At 55.7% G+C, this 13,514-nt stretch carries 13 protein-coding genes; 3 read left to right on the top strand and 10 right to left on the bottom strand.

Features of this window, described 5'->3' with window-relative positions; genetic code table 11:
* Positions 1–6: 6 nt before the first annotated feature.
* The gene (locus SANT_RS20300) at positions 7–873 is read right to left on the bottom strand and encodes an MIP/aquaporin family protein (RefSeq protein WP_025424051.1); all 867 of its coding nucleotides are present in this window, start codon (positions 871–873) and stop codon (positions 7–9) included.
* A gap of 518 nt (positions 874–1,391) precedes the next feature.
* On the opposite strand from SANT_RS20300, the gene zapB reads away from it, so the two are divergent.
* The gene (zapB, locus tag SANT_RS20295; RefSeq protein ID WP_025244505.1) at positions 1,392–1,631 is read left to right on the top strand and encodes a cell division protein ZapB; all 240 of its coding nucleotides are present in this window, start codon (positions 1,392–1,394) and stop codon (positions 1,629–1,631) included.
* 204 nt (positions 1,632–1,835) lie between these two features.
* Here the strand turns inward: zapB and rraA are convergent, their stop codons facing one another.
* The 7 genes from rraA to priA all read right to left on the bottom strand — a co-directional run bounded on the left by rraA (position 1,836) and on the right by priA (position 9,763).
* Entirely contained in the window at positions 1,836–2,321 is a 486-nt protein-coding gene (gene rraA / locus SANT_RS20290; RefSeq protein WP_025424050.1) for a ribonuclease E activity regulator RraA, read from the bottom strand.
* 106 nt (positions 2,322–2,427) lie between these two features.
* Positions 2,428–3,345: a 1,4-dihydroxy-2-naphthoate polyprenyltransferase gene (locus SANT_RS20285; protein ID WP_025424049.1), complete on the bottom strand. Its 918-nt coding sequence runs from the start codon at positions 3,343–3,345 to the stop codon at positions 2,428–2,430.
* Between the two features lie 89 nt (positions 3,346–3,434).
* On the bottom strand, positions 3,435–4,766 hold the full coding sequence (hslU, locus tag SANT_RS20280) for an HslU--HslV peptidase ATPase subunit (RefSeq protein WP_025424048.1): 1,332 nt from the start codon (positions 4,764–4,766) through the stop codon (positions 3,435–3,437).
* Complete coding sequence (gene hslV, locus SANT_RS20275; protein WP_025424047.1) at positions 4,759–5,307, bottom strand: ATP-dependent protease subunit HslV; 549 nt, start codon at positions 5,305–5,307, stop codon at positions 4,759–4,761. Before hslV ends, hslU begins: the two co-directional genes overlap by 8 nt.
* A gap of 87 nt (positions 5,308–5,394) precedes the next feature.
* Positions 5,395–6,291, bottom strand: a complete 897-nt coding sequence (ftsN, locus tag SANT_RS20270; RefSeq protein ID WP_071882052.1) for a cell division protein FtsN — start codon at positions 6,289–6,291, stop codon at positions 5,395–5,397.
* A gap of 90 nt (positions 6,292–6,381) precedes the next feature.
* A complete protein-coding gene (locus tag SANT_RS20265) occupies positions 6,382–7,422 on the bottom strand; it encodes a substrate-binding domain-containing protein (protein WP_025424045.1) in 1,041 nt (346 codons plus the stop codon).
* Between the two features lie 145 nt (positions 7,423–7,567).
* The gene (gene priA, locus SANT_RS20260; protein WP_025424044.1) at positions 7,568–9,763 is read right to left on the bottom strand and encodes a primosomal protein N'; all 2,196 of its coding nucleotides are present in this window, start codon (positions 9,761–9,763) and stop codon (positions 7,568–7,570) included.
* Between the two features lie 201 nt (positions 9,764–9,964).
* Here priA and rpmE point away from each other — a divergent pair, with 201 nt between their 5' ends.
* Positions 9,965–10,180 carry a 50S ribosomal protein L31 gene (gene rpmE, locus SANT_RS23655; protein ID WP_071882051.1) on the top strand — a complete coding sequence of 72 codons (216 nt, stop codon included), beginning with the start codon at positions 9,965–9,967 and terminating at the stop codon, positions 10,178–10,180.
* A 44-nt stretch (positions 10,181–10,224) separates the two neighbouring features.
* On the opposite strand, the gene SANT_RS24535 is transcribed toward rpmE, so the two are convergent.
* Complete coding sequence (locus tag SANT_RS24535; protein WP_158500171.1) at positions 10,225–10,374, bottom strand: hypothetical protein; 150 nt, start codon at positions 10,372–10,374, stop codon at positions 10,225–10,227.
* Between the two features lie 524 nt (positions 10,375–10,898).
* On the opposite strand from SANT_RS24535, the gene SANT_RS23085 reads away from it, so the two are divergent.
* Positions 10,899–11,912, top strand: coding sequence for a pentapeptide repeat-containing protein (locus tag SANT_RS23085; protein WP_025424041.1), 1,014 nt, complete (start codon positions 10,899–10,901; stop codon positions 11,910–11,912).
* 1,158 nt (positions 11,913–13,070) lie between these two features.
* Here SANT_RS23085 and metJ read toward each other — a convergent pair.
* Positions 13,071–13,388, bottom strand: a complete 318-nt coding sequence (gene metJ / locus SANT_RS20235; protein ID WP_025245883.1) for a met regulon transcriptional regulator MetJ — start codon at positions 13,386–13,388, stop codon at positions 13,071–13,073.
* Positions 13,389–13,514 lie beyond the last annotated feature (126 nt).

The following is a 13,514-nucleotide window of genomic DNA, read 5'->3' as shown; positions in this document are numbered from 1 at the left end:
AGGAAATCAGGTCTTGGGTTCGGAGCGCGCGGCGCGACTTTGGGCAACGGCGACATCATCGGCCTCTTCGCCGCTCAGTTGGCCGGGCAAATGCGGCCCAATCAGTGCGCGGTAGCCGAAGGCGCCCAGACAGGCGCCGACCACCGGGGCGATCAACGGAACCAAGAAGTAAGGGATTTCCCGGCCGCCGGTATAGGCGACTTTGCCCCAGCCGGCCAGGAAAGCGAAGGTTTTGGGGCCGAAATCGCGGGCGGGATTCAGGGCGAAGCCCGTCAGCGGCCCCATCGAGGCGCCTATCACCGCGATAAGAATACCGATCAGCAACGGCGCCAGCGGGCCGCGCGGAATGCCGTTGCCGTCGTCGGTCAGCGCCAGGATCAGGCACAGCAGGATGGCGGTAATCACCATTTCCACCAAAAACGCCTGGGCTACCGAGATGATATGCGGATTAGGATAGGTTGAGAAAATGCCGGCCAGATCCAGGCTTTCGACGCTACCGCGAACCATATGGTGTGCCTGCTCATAATCAAAAAACAGATTATAGTAAAGGCCGTAAACCAGCGCCGCGGCGCAAAAGGCCCCCAGCATTTGCGCCACAATATACGGTAGCACTTTGCGTCGCTCGAAGCTGGCGAACAGCCAGAGCGCAATGGTGACCGCCGGGCTGAGGTGCGCACCGGAAACGGCCGCGGTGAGATAGACCGCCATTGCCACGCCCATGCCCCAGATAATGCTGATTTCCCACTGACCGAAAGAGGCCCCGGCCAATTTCATGGCGGCGACACAGCCGGCACCGAAGAAAATCAGTAATCCTGTCCCGAGGAATTCGGCGATGCATTGCCCTTTTATTGTCGGTGATGTTAATTGGCTCATAAACGGTTCCTGTGGCTGGAAAGGTGTTGAACCAGGCTGATGCAACACCCTTGTCACTGATAAAATATAGGGTAATAACTTATGTAGTTATAATGTGAATTTATCGTTAACGAGCAAAAACGAGAAATATCGAAATCTAAATGTGTGGGCCGTGTCATAAAAATGCGCGTATTCGCTTAAAAATTGGTTCCTAAACACCCATTTCTTACGCCGCTAAGTACCTTAATTTTTTTGCCGCGTTTCCCTCTCAAAGGAAAACGCACGCGCCGCCGTCGGCCGGAAGCAAGAAGTCGCCATGGCCGGTTTTCCCGCCGCGGGGCGAACCGGCGGCATAGGCGGGGGGCTAATGTCCTAATTGAGACAATGTGTATGGACACGGGCAGGCAGGCTACTTAAAATCCGGTATCAGTCACGGCAAAAGGCAGCGGCAACACGCCTGGGCGGTCGGCTTTTTCGAGTTACACAAGGGTGTGTAGCGACCACTGACCAAGACGCCTTGTGTCTTTAAGGGGAAACAAATGGCATTTGAAGTATTTGAGAAACTGGAAGCGAAAGTCCAGCAGGCTATTGATACCATCACGCTTTTGCAGATGGAAATCGAGGAGCTAAAAGAAAAGAACACCAGCCTGAGCCAGGAAGTGCAGCAGGCGCAGAGCAACCGTGAGTCGCTGGTAAATGAAAACGAGCAGCTAAAGCAGGAGCAGCATGTGTGGCAAGAGCGCTTGCGCGGCCTGTTGAGCAAAATGGATGAGGTTTGAACACCCTAGGGTTTCCCTGCGGGCGGTGCGTGCATCGCCTTGCGCGTCCGGGCAGCGGCGCTGTGCATCCTGACCTGACGTACTTCGGCGGTGATCTCCGCTGAGCCACTCGCCGACATCGGGCGTTGCCCAGAGATCACCACGCCGGGCCGAGATAGGACGCCGGCCCGGCTATTGACGACGGCGCGCGTGGAGCCGCTGACGTTATTCCAAATCTAGCGCGTCTTCGGACAGGATGACCCCGGTATTGTCGGCATAGAGATGATCGCCGGAAAAGAAAGTGACGCCGCCGAAATTTACCCGGATATCGCTTTCGCCAATCCCTTCGCCGGCGGCGCCAGCGGGGGTGGCGGCCATAGCCTGAATGCCAAGATCCAGCTCTTCCAGGTCGTCCACCTGGCGCACCGCACCGTAAACCACGATCCCTTCCCACTCGTTCTGTACGGCCAGATTGCCTAGTTCGGCATCAATGAGCGCCCGTCGTACCGATCCGCCGCCGTCCACCAGCAGGACGCGGCCGCGGCCGTTTTCTTCCAGCAGCTCGTAGAGCAATCCGTTATCCTCAAAACACTTCACGGTCGTTATTTGACCGCCGAAAGAGGTTCTGCCGCCAAAATTAGTGAAAAGAGGCTCAACAACGTTCACGTTTTCCTGATAAATGTCACATAATTCTGAGGTATCGTATTTCATAGGATTTACGTCGGTTTGCCACTGGAGTCGCAAGTATATCGCGTTCTCGGCAGAGTTGCCAAAGTCATCAAAGGCGAACTTGACGCACGTCAGAAAAGCGGCGGCGTTAGGCCAGCAGCAAGCCCAGCGCGAACAGAATATTCACGATCAACACGCATTTCACGGTTTTCTCCAGCATCGGTCTGATACCGGACGGATCCGTTTCGTGCAGGACATAGCGCGCCTGCATATACAGCGCCGGGACCGCGAGCAAAAACAGCCAACCGGTGAGATTATGCAGCTCCAGCAGCGCAAAAATCGCTAGGCACAACACGGCGCCGGCCAGCAGGCAAACGTGATAATAACGCGCCCGTTGCGGTCCCAGGCGTACCGCCAGGGTATTTTTGCCGTTTTGACGATCGCTTTCGATATCGCGCAAATTATTAATATTCAGCACCGCCGCGGCCAGCAAGCCGCAGGCGGTGGCGGGCAAGATCACCACGGCGTGAAAGGCGCCGGTTTGCAGGTAATAGCTTCCCCCCACGCTCAGCCAGCCGAAGAAAATCAGCACCGACAAATCGCCGAGCCCCATATAGCCATAGGGGCGGGTGCCGACGGTATAGGTGATAGCGGCGATGATCGACAAGACGCCCAGACACAAAAAGCCGAGCACGTCCGCCGCGGTGTTGCAGGCCACGAAAATCAATAGCGCGCCCGACAGCAGCGATAATGCCACCGCCAGCAGCAGCGCGAATTTCATCTGCTCGCGGGAAATCAGGCCCAGTTGCATACCGCGCAGGGGACCAATCCGGCCGCGGTCGTCGCTGCCTTTCACCGCATCGCCATAATCGTTGGCCAGATTGGAGAGAATTTGCAGCATGGAAGCGGTTAATAGCGCCAGCAGCGCCACCACCGGCCGGAATTGTCCCTGCCAGCCGGCTATCGCCGAACCGGTTACAATGGAGGCCAGCGCCAGCGGCAGGGTGCGTAGCCGCAGGCTGATCATCCAGGCTTTTGTCGGGCTGAGTGTGGCTGTGTCGCTCATGTTTGCACTCTTCTCTACGGTGGCGGGAACGCCAAAAAAAACGGGAGGCCTGAGCCTCCCGTTGCGGATGTCGATTACCCTGAGATGGGTTACAGGATAAAGCGGCTCAAATCTTCATCAGATACTAACTCATCCAGGTGACTGCGAACATAATCTGCATCAATAGAAATAGTTTTACCGTTCCACTCGCTGGCGTCATAGGAAATATCTTCCATTAAACGCTCCAGGACGGTGTGCAAACGGCGGGCGCCGATATTTTCGGTGCGCTCGTTCACCTGCCAGGCCGCTTCGGCGATACGCTTGATGCCGTCCTCGGTGAAGGTAATGCTCACCCCTTCCGTCGCCATCAGGGCGATATATTGGGTGGTGAGCGAAGCGCTGGGCTCGGTCAGGATGCGTTCAAAATCCTCGGTGGTCAGGGCTTCTAGCTCGACGCGGATCGGCAGACGCCCCTGTAGCTCGGGAATGAGATCCGACGGGCTGGAAACCTGGAACGCGCCGGAGGCGATAAACAGAATATGGTCCGTCTTCACCATCCCGTGCTTGGTAGAAACGGTACAACCTTCCACCAGCGGCAGCAGATCCCGCTGCACGCCTTCCCGGGAAACATCCGGTCCAGATACTTCGCCGCGTTTACAGATTTTATCGATCTCGTCGATAAATACGATGCCGTGCTGCTCCACCGCCTCGATCGCTTTTTCTTTCAGCTCTTCCGGATTAACCAGCTTGGCGGCTTCTTCTTCCACCAAAAGCTTCAGGGCCTCTTTGATCTTTATCTTGCGCGGCTTCTGTTTTTGGCCGGCCAGATTTTTGAACATCGATTGCAACTGGTTGGTCATTTCCTCCATGCCGGGAGGGGCCATAATCTCCACCCCCATCGGCGCCGCAGCGAGATTGATTTCTATCTCTTTATCATCCAGCTGACCTTCGCGCAATTTTTTGCGGAAATTCTGGCGCGCGCTGGAGGGCTCGCCGCTCTCCTCCGGCTGTCCCCAATTATTCTTGGCCGGCGGGATCAAGACGTCAAGCACCCGTTCTTCCGCCAGTTCTTCTGCACGGAAACGGTTTTGCTCAATGGATTGCAGCCGTACCATTTTGACGGACGCGTCGGTCAAATCGCGGATGATGGAATCCACTTCTTTACCGACGTAGCCGACTTCGGTGAATTTGGTGGCCTCGACTTTGATAAACGGGGCGTTGGCCAGTTTTGCCAAGCGACGGGCGATTTCCGTTTTCCCGACGCCGGTGGGGCCAATCATCAGAATATTTTTCGGTGTCACTTCATGGCGCAATGCTTCGTCCAGTTGCATGCGGCGCCAGCGGTTGCGCAACGCGATGGCCACCGCCCGCTTGGCGTTGTGCTGGCCTACAATATAGCCATCGAGTTCACTGACGATTTCCCGTGGGGTCATTTCAGACATTTTCAGGATCCTTACGCGTGGACGTTAATTCTTCAATGGTTTGGAAATGGTTGGTGTAGATGCAGATATCACCGGCAATACCCAACGCTTTTTCGACGATCTCACGTGCGCCGAGATCGGTATTTTCCAACAGCGCGCGCGCTGCAGATTGGGCATACGGGCCGCCAGATCCGATAGCGATCAGATCGTTTTCCGGCTGTATGACATCGCCATTCCCGGTAATGATGAGCGAGGCGTTTTCATCGGCCACCGCTAGCAAGGCTTCCAGACGGCGCAGCATGCGGTCGGTGCGCCAGTCTTTGGCTAATTCAACGGCCGCTTTGACCAGATGGCCCTGGTGCACTTCCAATTTACGTTCAAACAGCTCAAATAGGGTGAAAGCATCCGCGGTGCCGCCGGCGAAGCCTGCGATAACTTTTTCATTATACAGGCGACGGACTTTGCGCACGTTACCTTTCATGACGGTATTACCCAGAGTAGCCTGTCCATCACCACCGATGACGACATGCCCATTGCGGCGTACGCTTACGATTGTTGTCACGAGCAACCCCTTGGAATGGAAATAGTGAGCGCCCCGCAAAGAATACGGGGCGAGGATAACTATTAAATGGGGCGGGAATACGGGTTTTCAACCCCCGGCGGCAACGGGGATGCAATTTGATACTCCGGCGGCGCGTACGCTCTGCAAGATTTTATCAGCGCCGGCGCGGCTGGAATAGGGGCCCAGCAAGACGCGGTTCCAGCCGCCGCCGGTGGTGATGCGGCTTTCGATGCCGGCGAAGGCCAGTTGGGCACGCACCGACTCCGCCTGGTCCATCGCTTTGAACGAACCGCACTGGACTAGCCAGCGCTGCGGCTTCTCTTTTGGCGACTCTTTCGCCGCATTCTGCTCGGCGCTTTTCTGAACCGGCTGAATGGGCGCGGGGGTCTGACGTGTCGGCGCGGGCGCCTGGCGCGCCGGTTGAGCCGGCTGAGGCGCGACCGTGGCCGGCGGCGTTTGACGCGGAGCCTGCACCGGTTGCTGACTGAACGGATTGCGCGGCGTTTGGGTGGTTGGCCGGGTTTGGGCCGTGCCCGCTGCGGGCGCTTTGCTTTGATCGTTATAAGGCACTTCGTTCAAATGCGTGGGCTCACGGCGCATATCCGCCTGCATCTGTTCTAATAGCTGACGCTGCTCATCGGTCAGCTGCGCCGGCGAATTCACCTCTCCGCCCGCGGTTGGCTCGGTGGGGGACTGCACTCCGATCTGACGATTTTCCAGCTCTTTAATATAACGCCAGCGTTCTTCCGGCTTGGGTGGTAACCCGCTGCCGGCGTTTTTGCCGCGATTAGGCACAATCACCGCTTCTTCCGATTTGTTATGCGCGATGAAATAGAGACCGCCAATAAACGTAATCAGTACGGCCGCCGCCAGTGCGATCATCGTTTTGGACGTGCCGGAGGAGGAACGTTTCTTTTTACGGTTGGTCGTTTTACGCCGCGTGCCCGAGGACTTGCCACGGCCTACATAGTCTCTTTGTGCCACTATCGTTTCGCTAAATTTGAGATAATCATCAGGCCGTCATGTTACTGAAGGCAATAATATTTGACCAGCGTCAGCATTCCGAAATGCGCATCAGTGACGTGTCTGGGGCAGAGCGCTGGACCCGCGGATGACCAATTCACTGTCGAGCATGACAGAGGCTGCCGCCCTTGTCGCATGTTGCCTGAGTTGGCGCAAGAGTAACAGCACTGCTTCGCGGCCTATGCAATAACTGGGGGGCGCCACCGTCGTGAGCGGTGGGCAACAGTGGGCCGCCGCCGTTAAATTGCCAAACCCGGTCAGGGATAATTCTTCCGGTACTCTGAGGCCGAGCACTTTCGCCTGCGCCAGCGCCCCTAGCGCTATCATATCGCTATGGCAAAAGATAGCGGTAGGCGGCTGTGGTCGTGAAATCAACATGTTAAGTCCCGCTTTGCCGGTCTGGCAATTTAGCGCGCCCTGAAAGACACCTTGTTCTCGCGGCGCGATGCCGTGACGGCGCAGCGCATGACGGTACCCCTCCAGACGCAGCCGGCACGCCGGCAACTGCGCCGGACCGCTGATACAGCCGATGCGGCGATGGCCCAGCCGATAGAGATAATCCACCGCACGCCAGGCCGCGGTCAAATTATCAGTATGCACCGTCGGCAGCGCCAGCGCCGGCACATATTCATTCACCATAACCATCGGCGGCAGGGTTGAGCGCGTATCGCCATCGATGCGAAACGGCACATCGGCGCCGAGCAGCAACATACCATCAATCGTTCTGCCGTAGATCATGTCGCTAAGGCTTTTTTTCTGCGTCGGCGCAGGGCGATATGGCAGCAGCAGCAGCCAATAGCCTTGCGCGGCGGCGGTTTCCTGGATACCGCGCAAAACCTCGCTGAGGTGCGGGTCGCCGCTATCGGGCAGCAACGCCAGAAGCGTAGCGCTCTCGTCGCGTTTTATCAGGCGGCCCGGCGTAAGCGGCGCATAACCGATGCTGCACGCCGCCCGCCGCACGCGCTGCAGCGTTGCCGGCGACACTTTTTCTGGACGCATCAGCGCCCGTGAGACGGTCGCGGTGGAAACGCCCGCCTGCAGCGCCACATCTCGCATTGTCGCAGCGCAGGTACGGCTCCTTTTCTGTTCCACGCATTACTCCTGGGGGCACCGTGGCCCTATTCATGCTCTACGGCCCTCCCTTTGTATCAGATCCCACGTCGACGAGCAGAGGGCAATTTCACGCTGATTTTTATCTTTACGCTATTGCCGAAGCGCGATCGCAAAACCTGCGGCGTCAGCCGTCGAGGGGATCCACATCCAGCGACCATTTAACCTTGCGCGCCTGAGTCAGGGTGCTTATCAGCGGTAAACTGGCGGCCACCAGGCGTTGCAAATGCGGACGCGAGGGGTGCGACAACAGCAACTGCCAGCGAAAACGCCCGCCGCGCTTGGGCGCCAGCGCGGGGATAGGCCCCATGAGCCACAGGGCGTTATCCCGCAGCGGGCTGGCGTCCAGCAGCTGGCGTAATTGATCAAGGAACAGCCCCGCCTGGCGGTTGTCGTGATCGTCCGCGCGAAACAGGATATGACTGGTAAAGGGAGGCAGGCCCGCCTGGCGGCGTTCCTCTAGCGTTTGATTGGCGAAGTCCATATAACCGTGATGCAGCAACGTTTGCAGCAGGGGATGCTCGGGATGGTGGGTTTGCAGTAAAACCTCCCCTTGTTTGCCGGCGCGGCCGGCACGGCCGGCAACCTGGGTATAAAGTTGGGCGAAACGTTCGGCGGCGCGGAAATCGCCGGAGAACAGCGCGCCATCCACGTCCAGCAGCGAAACCAGCGTAACATCTGGAAAGTGGTGGCCTTTGGCCAGCATTTGGGTGCCGATTAAAATCCGCGCGCCGCCGCGCTGTACCTGGGCCAGATAGTCCTCAAGCGCGCCTTTGCGCGCCGTGGTGTCGCGATCGATTCGCGTCACCGGCACCTCTGGAAACAGCGGCGTCAACGCCGCCTCCAGCTGTTCAGTGCCTAACCCGACGGCCACCAACTGGGTGGAGCCGCACTGTGGGCATTGATGCGGCAGCGGGCGCTGGCTGTCGCAGTGGTGGCAGCGCAATTGACGCTGATGCTGATGTAGCGTGTAGTAGTGATCGCAGCGTTGGCATTCGGCGATCCAGCCGCATTCATGGCACAGCAGCGCAGGCGCGAAGCCGCGCCGGTTAAGAAACAGCATGACCTGATTGCCGGCCTGTAGATGTGCGCGCATTTTATCCAGCAGCGGCGTTGAGAGGCCATGGGTCAGCGGTAGCCCCTTCATATCCAGCAAGTGCTGGCCGGCTGGTCGGGCGCTGCCGGCCCGTTTGGCCAAGGTGAGCTGGCGGTATTTTTTCTGCTGTACATTATAAAGGGTTTCGAGGGACGGCGTGGCGGTGCCGAGCACTATCGGTATATTTTCTTCCCGCGCGCGAAAAACCGCCAGGTCGCGGGCGTGGTAGCGCCAGCCTTCGTGCTGCTTATAAGAACTATCGTGCTCCTCGTCGATGACGATAATCCCCAACCGGGCGAACGGGGTGAACAATGCCGAACGGGTTCCGATGACGATAGCGCATTCGCCGCGTCGCGCTTTAAGCCAGACCGCCAGCCGTTCGCTGTCGTTGAGCCCCGAATGCAGGACCTCTACCGGCGCATTGAAGCGCTCACGAAAGCGGGCGATAGTTTGCGGCGTCAGACCAATTTCCGGCACTAGCACCAGCGCCTGCTGCCCTTTGGCCAGAATATTCTCCAGCACCGTCAGATAAACCTCGGTCTTGCCGGAGCCGGTCACGCCGGCCAGCAGCCAGGCGGTGAACCGATCGTCCTCGCTGCGAATAGCGCCCACGGCGGTGGCCTGTTCAGTGTTCAGCCGCAACCGTTCGCCGTTAACGCCGAACCCTGGCCGCCAGTCGCTTGCCTCCACCGCCTGGGGCCGCAGATCGCATAATCCTTTGGCGCGCAGCGCCTGCAGCGCCGGGTCGGCAAGCAGCAGCTCGCCTACCTGGTGGCGATAAACCGGCCCGCGCAGCAGCGCCGCCAGCGCCTGTTGCTGTTTGGGCGCTCGCTTCAGACTATCGGGCAGCGTGCTGCGCCCCTGTTCCGTGGCGAACCACTGCCATAGCGGCGCCATCTCAGCGGGCTTGCCCTGACGAAGCAGGATCGGCAGAGCGTGGAACAGCACTTCGCCGGCGGGGTAATGGTAGTAGCCGATGGCCCAGTTCAGTATGCGCCAGAGGCTGTCGGAAAACAGCGACCGGTCGTCGAGCACTTCGCTGATAGGCTTTAACTTGTCCAGGGCCACGTCGCTGTGCTCGCGGATGGCGGTGACGATACCAATGGCCTGGCGTTGACCAAACGGAACCCGCACCCGCCCCCCAACCGCAGGCGCGGCGTTAGCGGGCAAAAGGTAATCAAAAGTCCGAGCCAGCGGCACCGGTAATGCGACGTTTACAACGGGCATGCATCCATCCTGGGTGTCAAAAAAGCGCTGATAGTGTACACTGTGTTGCCTTTGATGTGCGGATTGTGTTTGCAAAGATTGGCGGCATTCTGTATGATTCGCCGCCTTTGATGTCATCCGGCATTAAAGCGATAAACGCCATTCGCGTGGTGTCTGGCTAAAGTAGACCGGATAGCGACGCGGCCTTACGAAGAGGTTTTCATGCAAAAAGATATCCACCCGAAATACGTAGAAATTACTGCAACCTGTTCCTGCGGTAATGTCATCAAGACCCACTCTACTCTGGGCCACGACCTTAACCTGGACGTATGCAGCGCTTGCCATCCGTTCTATACCGGTAAACAACGTGTTGTTGATACCGGTGGTCGTGTTGATCGCTTCAACAAGCGTTTCAGCATTCCGGTCGGCAAGAAATAATTGCCCCACCAGAAGAAAAAGGCGCCGCGGGCGCCTTTTTTTTATCAGCCTTTTGGCGTGCCGATAAAAAGGGTGATGGATCTTCTCTTGGTCAGCCCAGCTTTTAATTGCGCTACGGTTTCCATGGTTTTTTGGCTTACAACCGATATTGAGATTTTATCGCGCCTGGCGAAAGAGCCACTCGCGCCTTTCATATTAACTCCGCCGCATTTTTCATGGTGATAAGACAGTAGGGTCCAATAGGGTCTCTTTTAAAATCTATCTGCGCCATAGCGATAGTCGAGGATTAATTCCTTAATAAATGCGCGCGAATCGCCTATGGATAAATAAGGCGTTCACCTTATTACCGCATTTCCAAAAAAACACCAAAATCATCTGCACTCCTTACACCGGAAGGGTGGCATAAATATAATGCTCACTAATAATAAGGCGCTGTTCAATCTCAATAATGGTGACGTGGTGATTTAATTTAACCTGTGTTGATAGATATAACCGACTATGACAAGTTCAAGCCAAGAAAAAATTGATTTTTAACCGGCACCGGCGCATGCAGATCAATGCACAGGAAATAGCTTAAATTACGTCATCGTTATGTTGCGGAATCATGAATTAACGATGCGCTATGAGGCAACGTGATTTTGCATATCTTAAATTTATAGCACTCTTCCTATATTCGCCCCGTCAGCTCAATACACACACCTTAGACATAGAGGCTGGTATGATTGCAATGAATACGTCCATCAATAACACCTTGACATTCGCTTGTGCCGCGGGCGTTGGCTCAGCGGATGCCGTGAAAGATGCCATAACGCCCTCAGGTATTTTCCAGCATATTTTGGATCTTTTAACATTTGGCGGTATCCGCCGCGGAAAGGAAAATGTGTACACGATTATGATGGATAAAATGGCCGAAGCATTGGATGGCACAGATATCACCGAGCCTAAGGCTATCACCTTACATGATGTCATGGGCTGTGAAGTCTCATTTAAACTTCCGCCTATGGGCAGCGATGATACCAAAGTGACGGTGGAAGTACGAGAAGGCGGTCATTTAATAGGTCATGACATTGATATCCAGGCATACCACAAAGTATGCCGGACATTATTGCTCAGAAAAGAGTTACAGCTTGCGCAAGACCCCGTTATTTTGACTGATAAGGGTAAGATGAACCTTACCGGCGTTAACCTGGCACAGGCTGATTTAGCCGGTATTGACCTGTCCGATGCTGATCTTTCCCATGCGAATCTCATCCGTGCCAACTTAGCGGGCGCAAACTTAGCGGGCGCCAACTTGACAGGCGCCAGGCTGATTCGTGCCAATTTGAGTGGCACCGATCTCACCGCGGCTAACCTGAATGAAGCAGATCTAAACCGTGCTGAATTGATTGAAGCCGACCTGTGCAATGCGACCTTGGCCGAGGCTGACTTAACCGATGCTAACCTGACCAGGGCTGAACTGGACAGCGCCAATCTGACGGAGGCGACTTTTTTTCGAGCCCGGCTGAATCACGCTGACCTGAACCGGGCCAATTTGTCTTATGCTAATCTGGTCCAGGCCAATCTTACCGGTGCCGACCTTATCGATGCCGATTTGACCTTCGCTAAACTTATTGGTAGTCATTTAACGGACGCGGATTTTACCGGTGTCAATTTAAGCTTCGCTGATCTGAGCCAGGTAGATCTAAACTATATCGATCTGAGCAAAGCAAAACTGCCCGGTGCTAGAATGTAAACAATTAATGGCTGTATACATGACAAACGCTGTGGTTAAAGATTTCACATTGCCCGTTGCGATCTTTTTAATCGCTGCAAATGTGGCGTTTCGCAGATCCTTGGGCATGAATTCTCTCTTTATCGTCTGGGACGCTGTTTTGGCAGGAAATAAACCCTATGGCGTTAGCTCTATTTGATGAACGCGTCATGGATCTCCTGCTCTATCATCCGTTCATAGCGCTGGGTTGATAACTTTATGAAGCGATTGACCGAATTTGTTTGGAGTAACGACCTTAGTTATGATCAGTTGTGAAAAGCGATAGATGTTTGACATCGAGCGTCGTGACATATAGACAATTTGGGCGCGGCCGAGAGGCAATTTATCAAGAGCCTTAAGCAAGGTATAAATTTTCTTGAATTCTTGGCCGCTGTACGGCGCTTCACGCGCCACGGTAAACATGCGTCGCGAAAATAGCGGGTATCAGTGTATGGCTGAATAACCAAAGATCGAAAACGGCGATCCGCTACGCATCTTAAGCGATGAAAAGACATGTTGTCGCTAATAGAGAACCGCTGTCGTCCCTATTGCCGCCCGCTATGTGAGAAGGGCTAAAGTTTTGTCCCACAGGCGCCGCCGTGCTCTCTCATTGACTGGCGATCTATTATCTTATAACGGTCATCTCGTTTACCCGTCGGGCAGTGGGAAATAATGCTAATCGGTAAGTCAGGCCACGGCGGCCAGCCGTCTCGGGTTTGAACATCGCCGCCTCCCGCAGGGTTTAAATAGTTTCATGCGAACATGCCATAGCGCAGTGCTGGATGTAGGTACAAGGAAAAAAAGAAGATAGCGATACAGCCAGCCCACGGGTACGCTGGCTGAGGGAAAGAGTACGCCTAGCCCAGGCTTTGCTTATCGCTCAGTCAAGTTGTCTTCGTCCAAGCGCGGCTAGCGCCGATTCCGCGGAGCGCTCGCGGCAGCCAAATCCACGATGCGGGCCGGTGTGATAGGCGGCACCTGATTGGCGCACTCTAGGGTGGTAAAGGCTAACGTATTGGTTGATGCTTCGTCAGACTCTCTACCGCGCGGTGCGCGGGAGGGGTTAAGACGCCAATGACCTTCGTTGCTGCCGGTTAACGCGCGCGGTGGCCCTGTGCGCCTTGTCAGGTTTGCTCGCTGTTAATATTCCCAGGTCTCGGGGTCTATCCCCATTTCGCGCATCATTTCTTTCGCCACTTCGGGGATTTCGTCGTTTCGCTCTTTACGCAAATCGTGGTCGTCCGGTAGCGGTTGGCCGGTGAACGCATGCAAAAACGCTTCACACAGCAGTTCGCTGTTGGTGGCATGGCGCAGGTTGTTGACCTGACGCCGGGTTCTTTCGTCGGTCAGAATCTTCAGAACCTTCAGCGGAATGGATACCGTTATCTTTTTGACCTGTTCGCTTTTTTTACCATGTTCAGCATAAGGGCTGACATATTCACCTTTCCATTCCGCCATGGGATACCTTAATGTCTCAACGAATGAATATAAATTGCAGAAAGTTCGCTAATTATGCCGTATATGCGGGAAACGCTCTACTTAATGCCGGCTAAATTTGCTGTTTATCACCATTTCCTATCGTTT

It is taken from the genome of Sodalis praecaptivus (assembly GCF_000517425.1).
Lineage (GTDB): Bacteria > Pseudomonadota > Gammaproteobacteria > Enterobacterales > Enterobacteriaceae > Sodalis_A > Sodalis_A praecaptivus.
Note: the sequence above shows the minus strand (reverse complement) of the source record. Positions and strands in the feature narration are given on the sequence as shown.

Coding starts and splice junctions, on each gene's coding strand:
- priA (WP_025424044.1), bottom strand. CDS start 9,763: ATGCCCGTTGTAAACGTCGCATTACCGGTGCCGCTGGCTCGGACTTTT.
- hslU (WP_025424048.1), bottom strand. CDS start 4,766: ATGTCTGAAATGACCCCACGGGAAATCGTCAGTGAACTCGATGGCTAT.
- SANT_RS20300 (WP_025424051.1), bottom strand. CDS start 873: ATGAGCCAATTAACATCACCGACAATAAAAGGGCAATGCATCGCCGAA.
- SANT_RS20285 (WP_025424049.1), bottom strand. CDS start 3,345: ATGAGCGACACAGCCACACTCAGCCCGACAAAAGCCTGGATGATCAGC.
- rraA (WP_025424050.1), bottom strand. CDS start 2,321: ATGAAATACGATACCTCAGAATTATGTGACATTTATCAGGAAAACGTG.
- zapB (WP_025244505.1), top strand. CDS start 1,392: ATGGCATTTGAAGTATTTGAGAAACTGGAAGCGAAAGTCCAGCAGGCT.
- metJ (WP_025245883.1), bottom strand. CDS start 13,388: ATGGCGGAATGGAAAGGTGAATATGTCAGCCCTTATGCTGAACATGGT.
- SANT_RS24535 (WP_158500171.1), bottom strand. CDS start 10,374: ATGAAAGGCGCGAGTGGCTCTTTCGCCAGGCGCGATAAAATCTCAATA.
- SANT_RS23085 (WP_025424041.1), top strand. CDS start 10,899: ATGATTGCAATGAATACGTCCATCAATAACACCTTGACATTCGCTTGT.
- rpmE (WP_071882051.1), top strand. CDS start 9,965: ATGCAAAAAGATATCCACCCGAAATACGTAGAAATTACTGCAACCTGT.